Raw genomic sequence first — 21743 nt, forward strand, 5'->3', positions numbered from 1 at the left:
GCGGGCCCGACGACCACCCGGGAGGGGTGGCCGTCGGGCCCGCTGGCACGACGATCAGGTCAGGAGACGTCGAGCGCGGTGTCGTCGACCACGAAGGACGTCCGCAGCGAGGCGTCCTCGGTGCCGGTGAACTTCAGGGTCACGCTCTGGCCGGCGTACGCGGCCAGCGAGAACGAGCGCTGGGTGTACCCGGTGGCCTTGTTCAGGTTCGAGTAGGTCGCCAGGGTCGCCAGCACGGTGCCGGAGGAGTTGAGCACCTGCACGGTCAGCTTGTCGTACGCGGTGGTGGAGCTGACCTCCCGGGTGTCGATGTGCAGCCAGAAGCTGAAGTTGTACGTCGAGCAGCCGGCCGGCACGCTCACCGACTGGGAGAGCGTCTCGGTCAGGGTGCCACCGGTGCCGCCCAGCCAGGCGTTCCAGGTGCCACCGTGGGTGGGCTGGCTGGCGCCGTTCTGCCCGATGACGCCCGTGCTGGCCGCCCAGACCGTGTTGCCCGACTCGAAGCCGGGGTTGCCCAGGAGCTGGCCGGCGGTGCAGCTGCCACCGACGCTGCTCACGATCAGCGTGTAGCTGGCCGAGTGGGCCACCGCGCCGGTGCCGGTGACCGTCACCGGGTAGCTGCCGGCCGGGGTGCTGGCCGAGGTGGCGATGGTCAGGGTCGACGAGGCGCCCGAGGTCACCGAGGCCGGGCTGAACGACGCGGTCGCGCCGGTCGGCAGGCCGGACGCGGAGAACGTCACGGTCTGCGCGGTGCCGCTGGTGGTCGCGGTGGCGACGGTGGTGGCGACCGAACCGCCCGCGGTCACCGAACCGGAGGTCGGGGAGAGCGAGACGGAGAAGTCGTTACCGGTGGAGGAGCAGGGGGCGTCGCTGCCGGCGACGTTGACCGCGGTCCACGCCGCCTGGACGGCCTTGTACTCCGTGGAGCAGCTGCCGTACAGGTCGGTCGCCGCCTTGAGGCTGTACGCGCGGGCGGTGTTGGCCGGGGTGCTGGTGTTGACGTACGACGTGTTGGAGGTGAAGTACACGTCCAGGGCGCGGAACCAGATCTTCTCGGCCTTCTCCCGGCCGATGCCGGTGACCGCCGGGGCGGAGCCGCAGACCGGCGAGGTGCCGTACGACGTGGCACCGGTGCCCTCGGCGAGGTTGAAGAAGAAGTGGTTGCCGACGCCGGAGGAGTAGTGCACGTCCTTGTTCTTGGTGCTGGTGCTCCAGCACGAGTCGGACGAGCCGTCCAGCGACGGGTTGTACATGTAGCGCAGCGGGGTGCCGTTGCCGTTGATGTTGATCTTCTCGCCGACCTGGTAGTCGCCCGGGTCGCTCGGCGCGGCGGCGTAGAACTCGACCATGTTGCCGAAGATGTCGCTGGTGGCCTCGTTGAGGCCGCCCGACTCGCCGGAGTAGACCAGGCCGGAGACGGCCTCGGTGACGCCGTGGCTCATCTCGTGGCCGGCCACGTCGAGGGAGACCAGCGGCCGGGAGTTGCTGGCGCCGTCGCCGTAGGTCATCTGGGCGCCGTCCCAGAAGGCGTTGACGTAGTTGCGGCCGTAGTGCACCCGGCTGGGCACACCCGTGCCGTTGCCGAAGATGCCGTTGCGGCCGTGCACGTTCTTGAAGTAGTCGAACGTCTTGGCCGCACCGAAGTGGGCGTCGACGCCGGCGGACTGCCGGTTGGTGTTGGTGCCGTCGCCCCAGGCGTTGTCGGCGTCGGTGAACGTGGTGCAGGTGCTGGTGCCGTTGTTCATGTCGCAGGTGCGGCCGTTGCCGTGCGACGGGTCGATCATCTGGTAGGTGCTGCCGGAGAGCGTGGTGTCGATGCTGACCGAGCCGGTGTAGATGCCCTGGCCGCTGCCGACCACGGACTCGATCTCGTCGTGCGCGCCGATGACCCGGCCGGTGCTGGCGTCGGTGATGACGTGCAGCTTCGACGGGGTCTGCTGGTCGGCCTTCCAGCCGGACAGCACGGTCTCCCAGGCGAGCCGGCCCTTACCGGAGGTGGCGTCGACGAACAGTTCCGGCGTACCCACCTCGGTGATCTTGCCGGAGAACGCCTTGCGGGCCGTCGCCTTGGCCGCCGCCGGGCTGATCTTGGCGGTGGTGCCCAGGGCGAGCGGAGCGGACAGGCCGACCGAGGTGCCGGCGAGGGTCCCGTTGGGCGCGGTGTGGATGACGAAGTCACCGCCGTACACCCGCAGACCCTGGTAGGTGCGGGTGTAGCGGACGTGCGCGGCGCCGTTGGCGTCGACCTTGGTGCGGACGGCCTGGTAGGCCTCTCCGCTGGCGCCCTGCACGGCACCGGGGTTGCTGCGCAGCAGACTCTCGGCGCGGGCGGCAGGGGCGGTGTCCGGAGCGGGGCGGCCGGGGCCGCCTGCGCTGCGGTGGCGACGCAGGTCAGCAATCCGCTGGTGAGCAGAGCTGTGCTGACGGCGGCGAGGGGTCTTTTCACGTGCCCTCCTGGCAAGGGAAAGATGTGACGGGGGTGGTCACGCATGTAGATATAGCGATACATCGAAGAAAAGAGAAGGGATGGAACGGTTCCATGACACGACACTGGCCGAACGGAGGAGGCACCTTGCCCAGGGAACCGATTGACGTCGATGCGCGTCGGAACGGCATGAGATCATCCGCCCTGGTCCTGACCACGATCACGGTTTCCCTCGGCCTGCTGACCGGCTGCTCAGCGAGTGACCCGGGCTCACCCGCGACGCCGTCCACCGCCCCCACCGGGACGGCCACCACCCCCGGCACCCCGACCACCACCACCCCCGCCGCTCCGACCGCCGCAGCCGGTGGCGTCACCCCGGGCGCGACGACCCAAGCCGGCACCACGCGGGGCCCCGGGGGCACCGGGTCCGCCACCACCGTCGACCGGGTCACCCTGACCCGCTCCGGAGGTTTCGCCGGGAACCGCGACACGGTGACCGTCGAGCCCGACGGTCGGTGGACCACGACCGACCGGGCCGGCACGACCCGTACCGGCCAGCTCACCCCGACACAGCTCGACCAGCTCCGGACGCTCACCGGCCCGGCCACCCGCAGCCGCGGCGGCCCGCCCGACGGCCGCTGCGCGGACACCTACTCCTACCAACTCACCGTCGGGACCCGCATCGTCGAGTGGTCCGACTGCCCGAGCGGTCCGCAACCGCCGGCCGCCGCACCCCAACTGGCCGCCCTGCTGCTGAAGACCACCACGACCGGCTGACCACCGACGCGGTGGCCGTCGACCCTCCGAGCGGGCACCGCACCCGACCCCGGGTGCGGTGCCCGACCACACCCGATTCCGCCGCCCCGGACCGGAGAACCGCCCACCGCGAAATCGGGGGACCGACGACAAACCGGGGCGACACTGGTCGGATAACCTACCCGCTCCGATTCCCGCGAGGAGCGTTGTGCCGAAGAGACGACCCGCCGGTCCGCGCCGCCCGCTCGACCCGGCCGATCCGCGCCGCCCGGCCAGCCCGGCCGGTGCGCGTCGACCGGTCGGCCCGGCCGAGGTGCGCCACCAGGCCGGCCCGCGTCGACCGGTCGGCCTGGCCGGGGTGCGTCACCAGGCCGGTGCGCGTCGACCGGTCGGCCTGGCCGGGGTGCTGCCGGCGGTGGTCGCCGCCGTCCTGGTCTCCGGTTGCGCGGTGGCCGACGCCGGGCAGCCGGCGGACCCCGCCCCGACAGCGGCGGCACGGACGCTGCGGACCCCGGACACCCTGCTCGGTCTGCCCCGCTCGGGTGCCCCGCTGCCGGCCGGACTGCCCCGGTTCCGGCTGAACGAGTTGGCCCAGGAGGCCAGCCCGGCCACCAGCACCGTCGAGAGAACGTACGGCCGGGGCCGGAACGGCCCCGAGACGATCATCGTGAGCGCCGTCTCGGGCCGGATCACCGACCCGCAGGCCACCCTGGCCCGACTACTCAAGCCGTACCGGATTCCGAAGCTCAGGACGGTGGAGTTCGGCCGGTTCGGCGGCGAGGCCCGCTGCGGGCGGGGCCGGACCGCCGACGAGGGTCATCTCACCGCCTGCGCCTGGGCCGACCCGGAGATCGCCGGGGTGGTGGTCTTCCTGACCGCCACCAAGCAGCCCGACCGCAAGGAGGACTTCCTGGCGGTACGCGACGAGCTGGAACAGCCCACCGGCTGACCGGCCAGCCTCACCCGACCACCCGGAAACGCTCGGCCACGGCGACGGTGTCGTCGTCCACCCGGAACCCGGGGTCACCGAGCCAGCCCAGATAGTCCGACCCGTGCCAGTACCCCTCATGGCCGGCCCGCCAGGCCGCCACCGAGTCGTACCCCTCGCCCTCGTCCCGGGCGTGATCGAGGTCGACGTCACCGAGCCGGACCAGCCGTACCTCGGTCAACTCGATCACCGCGACCGGACGGTCGGCGGAGTCGACCACCACCGCCCGGTCACCCACGACGGGCAACGGCTCACCGTCACGCTCGTAATCCTGGAGCAGCCCGGTGGTGGAGGTCTTCTCCCCGCTGAGCACGGCGGCGACGAGCTGGTCGCGCAGCGGACCGGGAAAGGCGAACTCACACTTCGGCAGATCGGGAAAACTCGGCGTGGTCATCGGGCGACGGTAGCCGCCGACCACGCCGCCCACACCCGGTATTCCGGCGGCCCCGGGCGCAGCGCCCACCGTCGGCCGCACGACCCTCCTGCTCGCCGTGCCGGGCCAGGTAGAGCAGCCGCACACCCGTCGCCACCTCGTCAGGCTCGGGAGGCGCGAGCGTAACCCGCGCTTCCCGACCACGCCGCCCTCAGGCCCGGGGGAACATCTGGCCGATGCGGATCCGGTTGCCGAACGGGTCCCGGATGCCGAAGTCGATGCCGTACGGGCGCTCGGTCGGCTCGTCGGTGATGTCGACGCCCTTGCCGACCAGATCCTCGTACGTCTTGTGGGCGTCGTCGGTGGTGATGCTCAGCCACCCGCCGATCGCGCCCTTGGTCAGCAGCTCCCGGACCTGCTCGGCGGTCGCCGGGTCCAGCGCGGGCGGGCCGGGCTTCTCCAGCAGCACCTCCCGCTGCGGATCGCCGGGCACGTTGACCGTCAGCCACCGCATGAAGCCCAGATCCTGGTCGGTATTGACCTCGAAGCCCAGCTTGCCGACATAGAAGTCGAGCGCCTCGTCCTGGTCGAGGACGTAGAGCTGGGACCGGGTGATCGCGTTCATCGTCATGCCGGGAACGCTATGCCAGGCCCCTGACCTGCTGCTTATCCAAAACTGCTGGGCCTGGTCCAGGCCTTGGCGAAGCAACTCGGCACCGGCCCGTCGCCCGCCGACCGGCTGCTGCGGTATCCGGTGGGCGACTCGCCGACGATCTGCCGGAAGGTACGGCTGAACGAGCCGAGACTGCTGAACCCGACGGCGTAACAGATCTCGGTGACGTCCCGGTCGGTCTCCACCAGCATCGACATCGCCCGTTCCACCCGACGTCGTTGCAGGTAGCGGTGCGGGGTCTCGCCGAAGGTGGCCCGGAAGGTGCGGATGAAGTGCGCCTCGGAGACCAGCGCGATCCGGGCCAGCGCCGGGATGTCCAGTGGTTCGGCGTACGCCCGGTCCATCGCGTCCCGGGCCCGCAACATGGCCCGGTTCGACTGCTCCACCGCACGACTCATCGGCCCCCGCCCGTCGTCCTAGCCCCGCGCCGACCAGGCTACCCAGCCGGACCGACCGGCGGGCCCCGCCGCGACCGGCGACGATGCGTCCTGCGGAGATCCGGACCGCTCAGCAGCCGCTCCACCGGACCGGGAAGGAGACCTGCCGGCCGGCGGCCCGGCCGACGACCAGACCGTTGTCGGCGATCGCCTCGGCGACGACGCGGGTCACCGGGTCCGAGACGACGCTGCGCAGCGGCACCCGACGGTCAAGGTGATCGACCACCGAGTCGGAGAGCAGTCCACCGGATGCGTTGACGCCCGTCATGGCGATCAGTCCCGGTCTGACCGGCGTCGCCACCCCGGTGCGCAGGTCCCAGCGCACCATCTGCCCGTACTGCCCGTCCGCCGTGTCGGCGACCTGGCCGACCGCCCAGTTCCCCCGGGCCACCCGCACCGTCGACTTCACCGCGCCGGGCGCGGTGAGCCGGTCGACCCGTCCGTCGGGACGACGCACCCAGGCGACGGGCGGCGGGGCGACCCCGCGCTCCCCGCCGGCACCACGCGCACCGGGACCACGCACTCCGGGACCGTGCGCTCCGGGACCGTGCGACGAACGGTCCTCCTCGCCGGGGACCTCGCCGACGATGGTGCCGTCGTCGAGGATCGCCACCGGGAGGCCGCCGGGCTCGAGAACCTCGACGGTGTCCGGCCGGTCGACCGGCCAGCGCAGGGTCACCGGCTCCTCCAGGTAGCCGCCGAAGCCGACGATGTCCCCCCGGCTGTTGACGGCCGTGACATAGCCGCCGATCCCGCTCGGCGGCAGGGGCAGCCACTCCACCCGGCCGTCCCGGAAACGCCACGGTCGGTTGCCGGCACCGGTGGAGCTGTCACCGACCAGGACGCCGTGCCGGTTGACGGCCACCAGCAGCCCGGGTGATCTCGTCAACACGGTGACGCGGGGACCGTCCCACCGCACCAGCACCGGCTCCTGCCCCTGGTCGGTGGCCCGCCGACCGGTGCCGACGATGAACCGGCCGGCCGGGTCGACGAACATCGCGTCCCAGGCCAGGCCCCCACCGGCCGGCAGGGGCAGCGGATGCATCAGGCAGGCCGGGACACTGCCCGTCCTCGGCGCGGCCATGGCGACGCCGGGCGCGAGCAACGTCGCCGCCAGCAGACCGGCGGTGAGGATGGTGCACAGTCGACGCGGGGCGATAAGGATCATGAGGCAGCCCGTCTCAGCCGGTGGGGTGGGTCCTTCCACTCAACCAGCTCGATTCATCCACCGGAAGTGACCATTCGGTCACGCAGGGCGGAGGTGGCGGCAGGAGCGTGCCCGGCGGGTGTCGACGGATCGACAGGCGGCAACGCCAATGGCGGCCGTGCTGTGGAATTGGAGCCCCCGGCCGGGATCGAACCGGCGACATCTCGCTTACAAGGCGAGTGCTCTGGCCAGCTGAGCTACAGGGGCGCGTGGTGCGACGTCAGCATAGCGACTGACGTCGGGAAATCCCGGCCGGCAGGGTCCCCGAGCATGGAAAACGTCAATCTTCCGCCCGTCCCACCGACGAATCGGCGTACCGCACGCCCGTCAGGCGAGGGGATTGATGCCCGGCCGTGCCCGCCTGACCGAAATGCGTATGCCGTCCGTCCCACTCGATGTATCCCGTCTTGGCACGGCTGGAAATCCCGTTTACCGTGCAGTGACACGGATGACACCCGGGGTCGGCTGCGACTGCCTCCCGGAGGTGGTCCGTGGGTCGGCACCGTGGGTGCCGACAGCTCCTTCACTCGGATCGTCCGGCACGTTCCTGCCGGTGAAAGGAAGCGCACCACCATGGCTACGGTCACGTACGCGAAGGCCTCCCGGATCTACCCGGGCACCGAACGCCCCGCGGTCAACCAGCTCGACCTCCAGATCGGCGACGGGGAGTTCCTCGTCCTGGTCGGTCCGTCGGGTTGCGGCAAGTCCACCAGCCTGCGGATGCTCGCCGGCCTGGAGGACGTCGACGACGGCGCGATCTACATCGACGAGCGGGACGTCACCCACCTCCCGCCGAAGGCCCGCGACATCGCGATGGTCTTCCAGAACTACGCCCTCTACCCGCACATGTCGGTGTACGAGAACATGGCGTTCGCCCTCAAGCTGCGCAAGACCCCCAAGGCCGAGATCGACCGTCGGGTCAAGGAGGCCGCCGGCCTGCTCCAGCTGGAGGAGTACCTCAGCCGCAAGCCGAAGGCGCTCTCCGGTGGTCAGCGCCAGCGCGTCGCGATGGGCCGGGCGATCGTCCGCGAGCCGCAGGTCTTCCTCATGGACGAGCCGCTGTCGAACCTCGACGCCAAGCTCCGCGTGCAGACCCGTACCCAGATCGCCTCGCTCCAGGCGAAGCTCGGCATCACCACGGTCTACGTCACCCACGACCAGGTCGAGGCCATGACCATGGGCCACCGGGTGGCGGTCATGCTCGACGGCGTCCTGCAGCAGGTGGACACCCCCCGGGCGCTCTACGACACCCCGGCCAACGTCTTCGTCGCCGGTTTCATGGGCTCCCCCGCCATGAACATCAAGACCGTTCCGCTCAACGAGCGGGGCGCGGCCTTCGCCGAGCTGCACATCCCGCTGACCCGCGAGCAGGTCGAGGCGGCCCGGGGCGAGGGTGGCAACGACAAGGTCACCGTCGGCTTCCGGCCGGAGGACTGCGACCTGGTCAGCCCGACCGAGGGCGGCATGCCGGTCGTGGTCGAGCTGGTCGAGGACCTCGGCTCGGACGCCAACGTCTACGGTCACGCCGCGCTGGAGGGCCACGAGGAGCGTTTCGTGGTCCGCACCGACCGGCGGACCATGCCGAACATGGGTGACACCGTGTTCGTCAAGCCGCGTGCCGGCCGCAACCACGTCTTCAACGCGGCCACCGGCCAGCGCATCTGATTCCACCACGCGAAAGGGGCGGTCCGCTTCGGCGGACCGCCCCTTTCTTCGTCTGTCGTCCCCCGGCCGTGCCGGCGGGTGACCGCCCCGGGACGGCCGGGTTCGCACCGGAGCCAGCGGCCGGTCTACCCGGCCGGGTTCGCACCGGAGCCAGCGGCCGGTCTACCCGGCCGGGTTCGCACCGGTGCCGGCGGCCGGGTCGCACCGGTGCCAGCGGCCGGTCAGCCTTCCGCAGCGCGGCGGCGGGCCACCTCGGCGAGGGTGACGGCGGCGGCGACGCTGGCGTTCAGCGACTCCACTTCGGAGATCATCGGGATGCTGACGGTCAGGTCGCAGGTCTCCCCGACCAGCCGGGACAGGCCACGCCCCTCGGAGCCGACCACCACGACCAGCGGACCGACGGCCGCCTCCAGGTCGTACAGGTCGGTGTCGCCGTCGGCGTCCAGGCCGACCACCATGAAGCCGGCCTCCTGGCACGCCTTGAGCGACCGGGTCAGGTTGGTGACCTGGGCGACCGGCACCCGCGCCGCCGCACCGGCACTGGTCCGCCAGGCGGTCGCGGTGATCCCGGCGGCCCTACGCTCGGGTACGAAGACACCCTGCGCACCGAACGCGGCAGCCGACCGGATCACCGCACCCAGGTTGCGCGGGTCGGTGACCCCGTCCAGCGCGACCAGCAGCGGAGCAGCCTGCTCCAGCGCGACGGCCACCAGGTCCTCGAAGGTCTCGTAGGCGAACGGCGGCACCTGGAGGCCGACGCCCTGGTGCAGCACACCGCCGGTCATCCGGTCCAGCTCGGCCCGGCTGATCTCCAGGATGGCGATGCCCCGGTCGGCGGCCGTCCGGGTGATCTCGTTGATCCGGTCGTCGGCGTCGATGCCCTGCGCGGAATACAGCGCGGTCGCCGGCACCTGGGCGCGCAACGCCTCCAGCACCGGGTTCCGGCCGACGAGCAGCTCCGGGGTGTCCCGGGACGGGTTCGACTTACGCCCCGGCGCGACCCGGGGACCACCACGGCCCGTACCCGCGCCGGCCCGACCGCCTGCGCCACCGCGACCCGTACCCGCGCCACCGCGACCGCCCGCGCCGGCCCGGACCGGGGCCATCCCCCGGGTGCCCTTGCCCCAGGTGGTGTCCTTGGTGCCGGGCTGGCCGATCTTGGGGGCCCGGCCCTCCTCGACCGCCGCCCTGCGCTCCTTGTCCTGCTTCCAGGCGGTGCGCTGGGGCAGCTTCTCGGTGCCCGAGTACGCCTTGTGCCAGGGTCGCTCGTCGGCGGGCAGGGTCTTGCCCCGACCCGCGAGGGAGTCCTTGTTCTTGCCACCGGAGCCCTTGGGGGCACCCGCCTTCGGCGTCAGTCGCCGGCCACGGCGCTGCGAGTTGCCGGCCATCAGTCCTGCTCTCCAATAGTCCAACGGGGGCCCTGGGGGGTGTCCTCGACGACCACGCCGGCCAGCTTGAGCTGGTCGCGGACAGCGTCGGCGGCAGCCCAGTCCTTACGGCTGCGGGCCTGCGCGCGCTGCTCCAGGGCCAGCGCGATCAGGGAGTCCACCACGCCGCGCAGGTCGTCGGCACGGCCGCCGCCGGCCCAGGCCGGGTCGAGGGGGTCCACACCGAGGATATCCAGCATCGCCCGGGTGGCGGCGAGGGTGGTGCGGACGGTCACATCGTCCCCCTCGGCCAGCGCGGTGTTGCCGTCACGCAGCGTCGCCTGGAGGACGGCCAGTGCGGCGGAGGTGTTGAGGTCGTCGTCCATCGCGGCGACGTAAGCCGCCGGCAGCTCCCCGAACTGCCCCGGGCCGACCCGCTCGACGGCCCGCTGGACGAACCCCTCGATCCGCCGGTAGGCCACCGCCGCCTCGCGCAGCGCGTCCTCCGAGTAGTCGATCCGGGACCGGTAGTGCGCCGCCGCGTAGTAGTAACGCAGCTCCACCGGGCGCACCCCGAGCGAGTCGACATAGCTCAGGTCGAGGGCGTTGCCGAGCGACTTGCCCATCTTGGCGCCGCCGATGCTGAGCAGCCCGTGGTGCACCCACCAGCGGGCGAAGGGCAGCCCGGCGGCCTGCGACTGGGCGATCTCGTTCTCGTGATGCGGGAAGATCAGGTCGAGCCCACCGCCGTGGATGTCGAACTCGGCCCCGAGGTAACGCTGGCACATCGCCGAGCACTCGATGTGCCAGCCGGGGCGGCCCCGGCCCCACGGGGACGGCCAGTAGGCGTCGGCCGGCTCGTCCGGCTTGACGCCCTTCCACAGCGCGAAGTCCCGGGGGTCCCGCTTGCCCCGCTCGGGGGCGTCCCCGGCGGACTGCATGTCGTCCGGCGACTGACCGGACAGCGACCCGTACGCCGGCCAGGAGGCCACGTCGAAGTAGACGTCGCCGGAGCCGTCGGTGGCCGGGTAGGCGTGCCCGGTCTCGATCAGCCGGGCGATCAGCTCGTGCATCTCCGGGATGTGCCCGGTGGCCCGCGGCTCGTACGTCGGCGGCAGCACGTTCAGCGCCCGGTAGGACCGGGCCAACGCCAGCTCGTTGGCGTACGCGATGGACCAGAACGGACGGCCCTGCTCCTGCGCCTTGACGAGGACCTTGTCGTCGATGTCGGTCACGTTGCGGATGAAGGTGACCTCGAAGCCGGCGGCCGACAGCCAGCGCCGCAACACGTCGTAGTTGACACCGGAGCGAAGGTGACCGATGTGCGGCGGGGCCTGGAGGGTGAGACCACACAGGTAGACCCCCACCTTGCCGGATTCCCGCGGGACGAAGTCCCGCACCGATCGGGTGGCGGTGTCATACAGGCGTAGCGTCACCGTACAAGGGTAGCTGTCCGTGCTCCCCGGGGTCTGCCCGAGCCGGGTCGTACGCTCCTGCTGTGGAGACGACGGCCCCCGGCGAGCCGGGCAACCAGACGCCTGCGGGTGGCGAGACGGCGCAGACCCTGGACCGGGGCCTGCGCCTGCTGCACCTGGTCGCCGACGCGTCGACCGGGCTGACCGTCACCGAGGCCGCCCACCGGCTCGGCATCGGCCGGGCCGCCGTCTACCGGCTGGTCGGCGCGCTGACCGGGCACGGGATGCTGCGCCGGGGCGGTGACGGTCGGTTGCGTCTCGGTGTCGGCGTGCTGCACCTGGCCCGGCGGGCCCAACCGCTGCTCGCCGAAGGGGCGCTGCCCGCGCTGCGGCGGCTCGCCGAGCAGACCGGGGCGACCGCGCACCTGACCGTGGTGGAGGGCGGCGAAGGGGTGGCCCTGGCCGTGGTCGAGCCGAGCTGGACGTCGTTCCACGTGGCGTACCGGCCGGGGACCCGGCACCCGCTGGAACGCGGGGCCGCCGGGCGGGCCGTCCTCGCCGGGCGGGCCGGCCTCACCGCCCCGGTGAGCACCGCCGGGGAACTCCAGGCCGGGGCGTACGGGGTGGCCGCGCCGGTGCTCGGGGTGCCCGGCCTGGAGGCGAGCGTCGGGGTGATCTCGCTGGCCCCGCTGCCGGTCGACACCGTCGGCCCGCAGGTCACCACCGCCGCCCGGACGATCGCCACCGCCCTGTCCTGACCGCCCGCACCGTCGGGAAGAGCGAGGATGATCGACTCACGTGGGCCTTGGTAGCGGTCTCCCGCCGAGTCTCACCCCGCAACTTCGGCCCAGGTGAGTCGATCAAGACGCGCCATCGCCGGCCGCCCACCTGTCCGCGCGACGGAAGGGGGCGGCTGGATCGTGGGCGGCGGATCGGTTGCGCCGCCTTACCACATGGCACGGTGTGAGGGGGCTTGTCCACAGGGGCGGGGGGCGCGGGCGGGCGCGGTTGTCCACAGGGGTGTCGCCGGACGGCCGGGCGGCCCGAGGCTGGTGTCATGCCACCTCAACCGCATCGGCCGGAGGCCCTCGCCTGGCAGGTGTTCCGCGGCTCGGACGCGATCCGGCGTGGCCTGCTCACCCGACACCAACTACGCGGGGCAGCCTGGCTCCGCCTCGGTCACGACGTGTACGCCGACGCCCGCCTCGACCGGGACCACGCCCTGATCTGCCGCGCCGCCATCCTTCGGATGCCCGCCGGATCGGTCATCGCCGGCCCGTCGGCGGCGTATCTGCACGGGGTGGAGCACGCCGCCGGCTTCGGTGACGAGGTGCACGTGCTCGTGCCCCGGGCGGCGCGGGTCGGCTCCCAGGGAGCCACCACGGTCACCTCCCCCGGTGGGGTCCGGCTCGGCTCCCCCGGTGGGGTCCGGCTCGGCTCCCCGGGTGGTATCCGGGTGCACTCGGTAGCCGACCCCGGCGGACCGGCCGGGTCCCGGCAACCGCCCCCGTCCGACCATCACCCTGAAGCCACCCCACTCGACCTCCCCGGGACCGCCAGGCACGACCTCCCTCGGACCACCAGGCTCGACCTCCCTCGGACCACCAGGCTCGACCGCTCTGCAGCCGTCCCACCCGGGCTGCCTGCGGCCACCACGCTCGGCCCGCCTCCGATGCCGCTCAGCCCGCCCCGGTCGTCTCCTGCGCTCGCCGCCTGGGAGACAGCGGCGTGGCTGGAGCCGGTCCGCGCGGTGGGGATCGTCGACGCACTGCTCGGTGGCGGCCTGACCAGCCCGGCCGCGCTCGCCGAGATCGCGCAGCGGTTCGCCGACCGGCGGGGCGGTCGACGGGCCAGCCGGGTCTTCGCCCTGGCCGACCCGGCCGCACAGTCGCCACCCGAGTCGCACCTGCGGGTCCGGCTCGTGCTGGCCGGCCTACCCCGGCCGGTCGCCCAGCATGCCGTACGGCTGCCGTCCGGTCTGGTGTTGCATCCCGATCTGGCGTGGCCGGAGTTCGGGGTGGCGGTGGAGTACGACGGCCACTGGCACACCGACCCGGACCAGATGCACCGGGACCGCCGCCGGCTCAACCAGTTGATCGCTGCCGGCTGGGTCGTGCTGCATGTGACCAGCCGTCGCCTGCGGGACGACTTCCCCGCCGTGCTCCGCGAGGTGCGCGACGTCCTCGCCCAACGGGGTTGGCGCCGATGATCCACTCCCTTGGGCCGATGTTGCGGTATCCCGCCCACCCCGACACCGCAATATCGCCCCCCCTTGAGTCGATCATCGACGGACCACGACCGGCCAGGGCGGGACGCGGAGGGGCCCGGACGACCTCCGTCGTCCGGGCCCCTCCTGGGAACGTCGAGCGTCAGCCCAGGTGTCGGGCGTCAGCCGGGGTGCCGCGCGTCAGGGAGCGACGTTCGGCTTGAGCGGGCTGCGCACCGCGGCGTTCGCGTCCACGATGCCGTACCCGTAGAAGCCGTTGAAGTTCAGCGACCCGGCGCAGTACGCGTCGAACTCGGTCGACCGGCCCTCGTTGGCGTAGCTCTGCAGGCGCGGCTCCGGGCAGGCGTGCTCGGCGGCGGTCCGGTAGAGGTGCTGCTCCACCTTGGCCGGCGCCAGGCCGTAGCCGTCCTTCCCCTCCTTCTTGCCCCACTTGCTGACGATCAGCGCGGCGACCCCGCTGACGTGCGGCGACGCCATCGAGGTGCCCTGCAGGTAGGTGTAGTAGCCACACTCACCGGCGGTGGTGCACTGCTTGAACACCGAGTTCTCGAAGCCCGGCACGACGTTGCCGTTCTCGTCGACCGAACCCTCCTCCTGGAGCACCTTCTTCGGGTACGTGGAGAGGATCATGTTGGCGTCGGTCCGGTAGGTGTCGGTGCCGAAGCCGTCGCGGAACCAGCCACCCGGCGCGGCGACCGAGATCTGCTCGGTGCCGTAGTTGGAGTAGTCGGACTTCTTGCCGGACGGGCCGACGGCGGACACGCCGATCACGTGCGGACCCTCCACCGGGAAGTCCCAGCAGCTGTCGTTGTCGATCGGGCGCGGGTACGGGTCGGCGCCGTAGTCCGGGCTGGACACGTCGGTACGGGGTGCGCCGAGGTCCTCGTGGTTGTTGCCGAGCGAGCCGACCAGGGTGACGCCCTTGTTGTGGGCGAAGTTCAGGGCCCGCTTCATCGCCTTGATGACGGCCCGCTGCTCGGCCTGCGACTCGGGCGAGTCGGCCGGGTTGGCGGTGCAGTTGTAGAGCCACGGGTCGACGTAGAACGACATGTTGACCACGTCGAGGCCGGACTTGCCGGCGTGCACCAGGGCGTTGACGACCGGGTTGAGGAAGAAGTATCCCGAGTCCTGGCCGCCCTTGAGCTCCACCAGCGAGACGTTCGGGGCGACACCGGACAGGCCGAAGCCGTTGGCCGCCGCACCGATGGTGCCGGCGACGTGGGTGCCGTGCCCGCCGTCGTCGGTGCCGACCGGGTCGAGGCAGCTCGCCACCTCGCACGGGCCGTCGACGTCGGCGATGTCCGGGGCGAAGTTGCGCGACAGCGCCCAGTTGAAGTTGGGCGCGAGGTCGGGCTGGCTGGCGTCGACGCCGGTGTCCAGGATGCCGACGGTGACCCGCTTGTCGCCCGGCATGACCTTGCGGGCCTTGTCGGCCCCGATCATGCCGAGGCCCCAGAGCTTGTCGTCGAGCGGGTCGAGCTTCTTGCCGTTGGCGTTGCCCTTGGCCTTGACCGCCTGCTTGGTCTGGGTCAGCAGGTTCTCCTGCGCGACCCGGTCCAGCTTGGGCTTCCGGCCGATGGCCCGCTGCTCGGCCGCGCCGACCAGCGCGGAAGCGGCGGTGACCCGGCCGGCGAAGTCGGCCCGGTCGCTGGTGACCTGGAACAGACCGACGTCGTCCGTACGGGACACGACGGTGCCACCGGCGGCGCGGATCGCGGCGATCGCCGCGTCCGCCGAGACGCCGTCCTCGGCCACCACGGTGAACGTACGGCTGGTGGTCGGCCCGGCGTTCGCCGGGACGGTCAGGCCGGTCACCGTAAGTGCCAGGGCCGCCGCGGTCGCGACGGCTCCGGCGGTGAAGCGCTTGCTCACCACATCAGATCCTCTCGTTGAGGGACGTGGCAGCCATCCCATAGCACCGGCGACGATTCCGCCAGATACAAGTCGGATTTGGCCTCGCATCAGGCATTCGTCGGTTGCAGGCTGCGCAGCGCCGCCGGCAACTCGGTGAGCGTGCCTACCTCGGCGTCGGGGCGTACCCCTTCGGGGAGAGGAAGTCCGAGCCGGTTGAGCCAGATGCCGCGCATTCCGGCCTGCTGGGGGCCGAGCACGTCGTGGGAGATCGAGTCGCCGACGTACGCGATCCGTTCCGCCGGCACCCCGGCGGCGGCGACGACCGCGGCGTAGAACGCCGGGTCGGGCTTCTTGGGCAGGCCGCCCTCGTGGGCGTACAACTCGAAGGCGAACTCCCCGGACAGGCCGCAGCGTTCGGCCCGGCTGTTGCCGTTGGTGGCGTACCCGAGGGTGAAGTCGGCGCGCAGGGCGGCCAGCGCCGGCAGGGTGTCGGGGTACGGGTGGCTGAGCGCGTAGCGCCTGGTGAAGAAGAGTTCGGCGAACTCGTCGAGCTGGCCGACCAGCCCGGCCCGGTCGAGGGACCGGGCCAGCGCGGCCCGGCGGATCTCCATCACCGGTGCGGCGGTCATCGACCCGAAGACCGCCTGCCAGTCGGACTCCACCTCGGCGAGGGTCACCCCGGCCGCCACCGGGGTCCGGCGACGCATCTCCTCCAGTACGGCCACCAGGGCGCCGGTGACCGCCGGCCGCAGGTCGATCAGGGTCTCGTCGGCGTCGAACACCACCACGCTGAGCATGCCCGACACCCTCTCATGTTCGTCGCACCCGGCCACGCCGAGCGGGCCGCCACCCGGTCACGGCAGCGCCGATCCACCCGACTCAGTTCAGCGCCGCGTGACCGCCCCGGCCCAGGTCATCGCCGCGTGACCGCCCGGCCCAGGTCAGTGCCGGCTCGCCCACCCGGATCAGGGCCCGCTCGTCCGGCTCAGGTCAGAGCCGGCTCGTCCGTCCGCTCCGCCGCCCGTTCGATGCGGCCCTCGCGCAGCTCGTCGAGGCGGACCAGCGCCACCCCGGCGACGATCAGCGCACCCCCGGCGAGCTGCACCGGCACCGGCAGCTCACCCAGCACCAGCCAGGCGATGAGCACCGCGAACATCACCTCGGTCAGCCCGACGAACGACGACAGCCGGGCCCCGAGGATGCGGGTCGCGGCGATCCCGGTCAGGTAGGCCACCACGGCGGCGATCAGTGACAGCCCGGCGATCGGGACGAGCCAGCTGGTGCGCTGCCCGGCGAAGTCGACCGCGCCGAAGGTGGCCCGCAGCGGCAGCACCCCGACCAGGCCGAGCAGGGCCAGCACGGCTGCGCCGACAGCCATCCCGCCGCTGGCCATGGTGACCGAGGGCAGGTCGGCGTCGACCCGCGCGGCGAGGACGAAGTAGCCGGCCAGCCCGACAGCCGCGCCGAGACCCCAGAGCACGCCGACCGGGTCGAGCCGGCCCGCGCCGGTCAGGTCGAGCACCAGGACGAGCCCGGCCAGGGCGGCCAGCGAGCCGACCACGGTGAGCCGGCGGGGGCGCTGCCCGTGCACCAGCCACAGCCAGCCGACCACGAGGATGATGCCGAGGTATTCCAGCAGCAGGGCCACCCCCACCGGCAGGTAGCGGACGGCGTTGAAGAAGCATGCCTGGGCGGTGGCGACGCCGAGCAGACCGAAGACGGTGACCGGGCCGAGGTTGCGGCGCAGCACGCCGGCCCGGCCGCGCAGCGCGAGCACGGCGGGGACGGCCAGCACCAGGGCGGCCAGGCCGACCCGGGCGACCACGACGGCCTCGGCCGACCAGCCGGCCTCGATCAGCGAGCGGGCAAAGGTGCCGGAGGTGGCGAACGTGACGGCGGAGAGCAGGGCGAGCGCCAGCCCGGTGCCGGCGGTGGATCGGTGCGGCATCGGGGCTCCTCGGGCGTGACATCAGCAAAGTAGGATTACGCCGGTGACGCTAGCGGCCGACTACGACAGGGGTCAAGTTGCTTTTCGCTCATGACACGGAGTGCGGGCTGACCGCCGCTGCCGCACTGGTCAACACCGACAACCGGGACGGCGAAGGGTTGCCCGACATCGCCGCACTGGACCGCTTCGTCGCCGCGAACCGGTGGACCGGGCGACACGACCGCACCGGGGCCGAGCTGCGCGCCGTCCGGGCGTTACGCCCCCGACTGCGCCGGCTCTGGGACGACGACCCGGACACCGTCGTCACCGTGGTCAACGACCTGCTCCGCGAGTCCCGGGCACTGCCGCAGCTCATCCGGCACGACGACCAGCCCTACCACGTGCACGCGGTGCCCCGGGACGCCCCGCTGGCCACCCGGATGGCCGTCGAGGCGGCGATGGCCGTCGCCGACCTGGTCCGCGGCGACGAGCTGGGCCGGCTGCGGCACTGCGCCCACCCGGAGTGCGCCAACGTGCTGGTCGACCTGTCCAAGAACCGGTCCCGCCGATTCTGCGAAGCAGGCTGCGGCAACCGGGTCGCGGTCAGCGCCTACCGGGCCCGGAAGGCGGCTGGTAGTCGCCCCTGAGCAGCTCGTACTCCACCTCGCCGTGCTCCGTTCCGGCGATCGGGTCGGGCCAGTCGGCGTGGAAGGTGCGGACGTACCGCAGGCCGGCCTTCGCCAGCACCGCCCGGGACCGCACGTTGACCGCCATCGTCTGCGCCCACACCCGGCGTACCCCAGGGGTGTCGAAGGCGTGGCCGACCAGCGCGCGGGCCCCCTCGGTGGCCAGGCCCCGCCCCCAGGCCGCCCGGCGCAGCCGGTAACCCAACTCCGGCCCGGTGCCGTCGTCGGACGGGTCGAGCGCGAACCAGCCCAGAAAGGTGCCGTCGACAGCATCCTCGGCAGCCCACCGACCCTGCCCCGGGTAGCGGTCGTAGCCGGCGAGAAGCCGGGGCAACTGCTCGTCCCGCACGGTGGCGAGGGGGGTGGGCCGGCCGCCGGTGAGGAACCGCATCACCTCCGGGTCGCTGTCCAGCTCGACCAGATGCGGCACGTCGTCTTCGGTGAAGCGGCGCAGCCGCAGCCGTGCCGTCGTCAGCAACACCCCGCCCAGGCCCGTCACGACCCGGATCATGCCGCCCGCGAGCCGCCCGGTCGACCGGTTATCCCGGCGGTGACCGGGCCAGCGGCGACCGTCCACCGCGAGCCGGTCCCGTCAGCGCGGGGGCGCCGCCACGAAGACCCGCCAAGAGTACGCCGGGAAGGTGAGCACCGGGCCTGCCGGGTCCTTGCTGTCCCGCACCCCGACCATGCCGACCAGATTCGCCACCTCGACACAGTCGTGGTTCTGACTACTCCGGGTGCTCTTGCGCCAGACCGGGCCGGTCGGCCCGGGAACCGCGCGACCTGCCGCGCCGGTCAGTTCCACGACTCCGCCACCTGCCGCATCAACTCGATGGACTCCGCCGGGGGCAACGCCTCACCGAGAGTCGACTCCCAGACCTCCCGCATCCGGGTCAGGACGTCGGGCTCGCTGAACTCCTGGGTACGGACCTGCCCGCCGACACATCCCAGCTCCATGCCGTCGGGCAGGGTCGCCAGCCGAGTTGCCACACCCGGGCCCGGTCGAGGGCGACCAGATCGGTGAGCATCCGGCTGAAGATGCCGCCGGTGTCGAGGGCCCTGTCGGCCAGTTCGAGGTATTTCGCGGTGGGTGGCTGCTGGCCCAGCTCTATCGCGCTGACCATCGACGCCGAGTAGTTCACCGCCTTGGCGAGGTCGTCCTGACTCCAGCCCCGCCGGGTCCGGGCCCGCCGTAGCTCCGCGACGAGGAAAGCCGCCGCCGTCATCCGCCCGTCCGTCATCTCCAGCAGCCCTCCACCGCCCCGACGATCGACTCCGACACCACGCCGACCAGGAAAGTCGCAGACACAGGACAAGACCGGAAGCCGACAACAACCCTTCACACCGTAGTGGTTTCATCAGCAGACTGTGAAGTGCGACATCGACCGCCCACCCCTCCGGGCGGGCGGTGTCGCGGTGGGACAGCCCGCACCCCGGCCGGCGGTCCCACCGCCGGGGGAGACGACCAGCCGACCCACCATGGAGGCGACGCGATGCCCCGGCTCACCTGGCGACACCGGCTTGCCCGCAGGCTCTGCTCCACCCGACGCCCCGACGCAGCCCCACCCGAGATGCCCCACCCCCTCGGCCGGGCCGACGAACCCATCCTCGGCCCGAGCGGGAACCCGGGCGACCGGCGAGCCGCCGGCCACCACCCGGCCCGGCCCGGAACCCACCCGGGCGGAACACCCGCTATCCGCCCTGACGCCGGGTCGGCCGCACCACCCACCGCCGGGTCGGCTCCGCCCGGGTGGGAGGACACCACGGTGTCGTTTCCGCGAGTGGGCCGGGTCGGTTGGCTCACGCTGGCCCAGGAGTGGCGGGCCAACCGGGGACGCCGATGAGCCCGGCGGTCACCCCGGGCTCATCACCCCGTCCCGGCGGACCACCTGACCCGGCCGGCCGGAGTGGGCCGCGCCAGGGAACACCGCGCCCGCACCTGCCGCTGCGCCCACTCTGGCTGTGTCGGGTGTGCGCCGCGCCGTGGCCCTGCGGGACCGCCCGACTCACCCTCGTCTCCGAGTACGCCCACGACCGGGTCGCGCTCAACATCTACCTGTGCACCGTGCTGCACGACGCCGCCGCCGACCTGTACCGGCTCTATCCCGACACCGGCCCCGACCCGGCGACCCTCTTCGCCCGTTTCCTCGCCTGGGTTCCCCGCGCCCGCCCACCGACCGAGCCATGATCGACTCATGGGGGCCGATGTAGCGCTGTCGAATCCGTCTGACACCGCTACATCGGCCCACAGGAGTCGATCAAGCCGGGCCGGGCCGCGCCGGGCAGGGGCCGGGGTGGGTCAGGGGTGGGTCATCCGGAGCAGGTCGAGGGCCTCGTCGAGCTGGGTCTCGGTGAGTTTGCCGGAGTCGACGTGCCCCCGGGAGAGCACCACCTCGCGGATGCTGACCTGCTTCGCCAGCGCCTCCTTGGCGATCGAGGCGGCCTCGTCGTACCCGAGGTGGCGGTTGAGCGGGGTGACGATCGACGGCGACCCCTCCGCGTACGCCAGGCAGACCTCGGCGTCCGCGACCAGGCCGGCCACCAGGCGGTCGGCGAAGATCCGGCTGGACGCGGAGAGCAACTTGATCGATTCGAGCAGGTTGCGGCCCATCACCGGGAGCATCACGTTCAGCTCGAAGTCGCCCTGGCTGCCGGCGAACGCGACCGCCGCGTCGTTGCCGATCACCTGGGCGCAGACCTGCCGCACCGCCTCGGCGACCACCGGGTTGACCTTGCCCGGCATGATCGACGAGCCGGGCTGGAGGTCGGGGATGTGCAGCTCCCGCAGGCCCGCCCGGGGGCCGGAACCCATCCAGCGCACGTCGTTGGCGATCTTGTAGAGCCCGACCGCGACGGTACGCAACTGGCCGGACGTCTCGACCAACGCGTCCCGCGCCCCCTGCGCCTCGAAGTGGTTGCGGGCCTCGGTCAACGGCAGCCCGGTCGAGGCGCGCAGCTTCTCGATCACCTTGCCGGCGAAACCCAGCGGGGTGTTGATGCCGGTGCCCACGGCGGTGCCGCCCAACGGCAGCTCGGCCAGCCGGGGCAGCGCCGACTCCAACCGCTCGACGCCGTAGCGGACCTGAGCGGCGTACCCGCCGAACTCCTGCCCCAGGGTGACCGGGGTGGCGTCCATCAGGTGGGTACGCCCCGCCTTGACCACCGTCTCGAACTCGGCCGCCTTCGCCTCCAGCGCCTCCGCCAGGTGGCGCAGCGACGGCAGCAGGTCCTCCACCACGAACTGGGTGGCGGCCAGGTGGATCGACGACGGGAAGACGTCGTTGCTGGACTGCGAGGCGTTCACGTCGTCGTTCGGGTGCACGTCCCGGCCCAGCTCCCGGGTGGCGAGGGTGGCGATCACCTCGTTGGTGTTCATGTTCGACGAGGTGCCCGAGCCGGTCTGGAACACGTCGATCGGGAACTGGTCGTCGTACCCGCCGTCGGCCACGTGCGCGGCGGCGGTGGCGATCGCCTCGGCGACGTCCGCGCCGATCACCCCCAGCTCGCTGTTGACCAGGGCGGCGGCCCCCTTGATCTGGGCGAGTGCCTTGATCTGGGCCGGTTCGATGCCCCGGCCGGAGATCGGGAAGTTCTGCACCGCGCGCTGGGTCTGCGCCCGCCACAGCGCCTCGGCGGGCACCTCCACCTCGCCCATCGAGTCGCGTTCGATCCGGTAGCCCGCTGCCTCTGGAGTCGTCACCCGTCCCATCCTGCCCCGCGCTCCCCCTGCTCGCAGCGGGGCT

General features: G+C 72.3%; 21 protein-coding genes, 1 tRNA gene and 1 pseudogene. 7 read left to right on the forward strand and 16 right to left on the reverse strand.

Translation table 11 applies throughout. The features are described 5' to 3' along the window. Positions 1-59: 59 nt before the first annotated feature. Positions 60-2446, reverse strand: a pseudogene (locus J7462_RS17400) (M4 family metallopeptidase). Positions 2447-2614: 168 nt separating this feature from the next. Between J7462_RS17400 and J7462_RS17405 the strand changes: the two are divergent. Together J7462_RS17405 and J7462_RS17410 are read left to right on the forward strand one after the other, a co-directional pair. Beyond that, positions 2615-3202: a hypothetical protein gene (locus J7462_RS17405; protein WP_219465002.1), complete on the forward strand. Its 588-nt coding sequence runs from the start codon at positions 2615-2617 to the stop codon at positions 3200-3202. Positions 3203-3389: 187 nt separating this feature from the next. Further along, complete coding sequence (locus tag J7462_RS17410; protein ID WP_219465004.1) at positions 3390-4130, forward strand: hypothetical protein; 741 nt, start codon at positions 3390-3392, stop codon at positions 4128-4130. 10 nt (positions 4131-4140) lie between these two features. On the opposite strand, the gene J7462_RS17415 is transcribed toward J7462_RS17410, so the two are convergent. From J7462_RS17415 to J7462_RS17435, 5 genes are all read right to left on the reverse strand, one after another. Then, complete coding sequence (locus tag J7462_RS17415) at positions 4141-4563, reverse strand: ASCH domain-containing protein (protein WP_219465006.1); 423 nt, start codon at positions 4561-4563, stop codon at positions 4141-4143. 190 nt (positions 4564-4753) lie between these two features. Then, positions 4754-5173, reverse strand: a complete 420-nt coding sequence (locus tag J7462_RS17420; RefSeq protein ID WP_091247537.1) for a VOC family protein — start codon at positions 5171-5173, stop codon at positions 4754-4756. Positions 5174-5208: 35 nt separating this feature from the next. Beyond that, positions 5209-5613 carry an AraC family transcriptional regulator gene (locus J7462_RS17425; protein WP_219465007.1) on the reverse strand — a complete coding sequence of 135 codons (405 nt, stop codon included), beginning with the start codon at positions 5611-5613 and terminating at the stop codon, positions 5209-5211. Positions 5614-5722: 109 nt separating this feature from the next. After that, the gene (locus tag J7462_RS17430) at positions 5723-6820 is read right to left on the reverse strand and encodes a hypothetical protein (protein WP_219465009.1); all 1098 of its coding nucleotides are present in this window, start codon (positions 6818-6820) and stop codon (positions 5723-5725) included. 169 nt (positions 6821-6989) lie between these two features. Continuing rightward, positions 6990-7066: transfer RNA gene (locus J7462_RS17435), tRNA-Thr, on the reverse strand. Positions 7067-7432: 366 nt separating this feature from the next. Between J7462_RS17435 and J7462_RS17440 the strand changes: the two genes are divergently transcribed. Then, complete coding sequence (locus J7462_RS17440) at positions 7433-8524, forward strand: ABC transporter ATP-binding protein (RefSeq protein ID WP_219465011.1); 1092 nt, start codon at positions 7433-7435, stop codon at positions 8522-8524. A 221-nt stretch (positions 8525-8745) separates the two neighbouring features. On the opposite strand, the gene rlmB is transcribed toward J7462_RS17440, so the two are convergent. Then, positions 8746-9912, reverse strand: coding sequence for a 23S rRNA (guanosine(2251)-2'-O)-methyltransferase RlmB (rlmB, locus tag J7462_RS17445; RefSeq protein ID WP_219465013.1), 1167 nt, complete (start codon positions 9910-9912; stop codon positions 8746-8748). Continuing rightward, on the reverse strand, positions 9912-11327 hold the full coding sequence (cysS, locus tag J7462_RS17450; protein ID WP_219465014.1) for a cysteine--tRNA ligase: 1416 nt from the start codon (positions 11325-11327) through the stop codon (positions 9912-9914). The genes rlmB and cysS overlap by 1 nt, the downstream gene beginning before the upstream one ends. A 62-nt stretch (positions 11328-11389) precedes the next feature. Between cysS and J7462_RS17455 the strand changes: the two genes are divergently transcribed. Both J7462_RS17455 and J7462_RS17460 read left to right on the forward strand, forming a co-directional pair. Beyond that, positions 11390-12064 (forward strand): IclR family transcriptional regulator, encoded by a 675-nt coding sequence (locus J7462_RS17455; RefSeq protein ID WP_219465015.1) that lies wholly within the window; start codon positions 11390-11392, stop codon positions 12062-12064. A gap of 299 nt (positions 12065-12363) precedes the next feature. Beyond that, positions 12364-13515, forward strand: coding sequence for a hypothetical protein (locus tag J7462_RS17460; RefSeq protein ID WP_219465016.1), 1152 nt, complete (start codon positions 12364-12366; stop codon positions 13513-13515). Positions 13516-13713: 198 nt separating this feature from the next. On the opposite strand, the gene J7462_RS17465 is transcribed toward J7462_RS17460, so the two are convergent. The 3 genes from J7462_RS17465 to J7462_RS17475 form a co-directional block, all read right to left on the reverse strand. After that, a complete protein-coding gene (locus J7462_RS17465) occupies positions 13714-15405 on the reverse strand; it encodes a S8 family serine peptidase (RefSeq protein WP_219465017.1) in 1692 nt (563 codons plus the stop codon). An 89-nt stretch (positions 15406-15494) separates the two neighbouring features. Further along, positions 15495-16184 carry an HAD family hydrolase gene (locus tag J7462_RS17470; RefSeq protein WP_219465018.1) on the reverse strand — a complete coding sequence of 230 codons (690 nt, stop codon included), beginning with the start codon at positions 16182-16184 and terminating at the stop codon, positions 15495-15497. A 188-nt stretch (positions 16185-16372) separates the two neighbouring features. Next, on the reverse strand, positions 16373-17335 hold the full coding sequence (locus tag J7462_RS17475) for a DMT family transporter (protein ID WP_219465019.1): 963 nt from the start codon (positions 17333-17335) through the stop codon (positions 16373-16375). A 77-nt stretch (positions 17336-17412) separates the two neighbouring features. Here J7462_RS17475 and J7462_RS17480 point away from each other — a divergent pair, with 77 nt between their 5' ends. Further along, a complete protein-coding gene (locus J7462_RS17480; protein WP_208567801.1) occupies positions 17413-17961 on the forward strand; it encodes a CGNR zinc finger domain-containing protein in 549 nt (182 codons plus the stop codon). Here J7462_RS17480 and J7462_RS17485 read toward each other — a convergent pair. From J7462_RS17485 to J7462_RS17495, 4 genes are all read right to left on the reverse strand, one after another. Next, positions 17918-18499, reverse strand: a complete 582-nt coding sequence (locus J7462_RS17485; RefSeq protein ID WP_219465021.1) for a GNAT family N-acetyltransferase — start codon at positions 18497-18499, stop codon at positions 17918-17920. The genes J7462_RS17480 and J7462_RS17485 overlap by 44 nt on opposite strands. A gap of 93 nt (positions 18500-18592) precedes the next feature. Next, a complete protein-coding gene (locus J7462_RS17490; RefSeq protein ID WP_219470419.1) occupies positions 18593-18799 on the reverse strand; it encodes a DUF397 domain-containing protein in 207 nt (68 codons plus the stop codon). Further along, the gene (locus J7462_RS33670; protein ID WP_374197597.1) at positions 18796-18957 is read right to left on the reverse strand and encodes a hypothetical protein; all 162 of its coding nucleotides are present in this window, start codon (positions 18955-18957) and stop codon (positions 18796-18798) included. Before J7462_RS33670 ends, J7462_RS17490 begins: the two co-directional genes overlap by 4 nt. Beyond that, positions 18894-19241, reverse strand: a complete 348-nt coding sequence (locus tag J7462_RS17495) for a multiprotein-bridging factor 1 family protein (RefSeq protein WP_374197530.1) — start codon at positions 19239-19241, stop codon at positions 18894-18896. The genes J7462_RS33670 and J7462_RS17495 overlap by 64 nt, the downstream gene beginning before the upstream one ends. Positions 19242-19939: 698 nt before the next feature. Here J7462_RS17495 and J7462_RS17500 point away from each other — a divergent pair. Continuing rightward, positions 19940-20188, forward strand: a complete 249-nt coding sequence (locus J7462_RS17500; RefSeq protein WP_208567928.1) for a hypothetical protein — start codon at positions 19940-19942, stop codon at positions 20186-20188. Positions 20189-20299: 111 nt separating this feature from the next. Here J7462_RS17500 and J7462_RS17505 read toward each other — a convergent pair whose 3' ends face one another. Then, positions 20300-21700 (reverse strand): class II fumarate hydratase, encoded by a 1401-nt coding sequence (locus J7462_RS17505; RefSeq protein WP_374197531.1) that lies wholly within the window; start codon positions 21698-21700, stop codon positions 20300-20302. Between the last annotated feature and the right edge of the window lie 43 nt (positions 21701-21743).

Source organism: Micromonospora sp. RL09-050-HVF-A (genome assembly GCF_019374995.1).
GTDB lineage: Bacteria > Actinomycetota > Actinomycetes > Mycobacteriales > Micromonosporaceae > Micromonospora > Micromonospora antibiotica.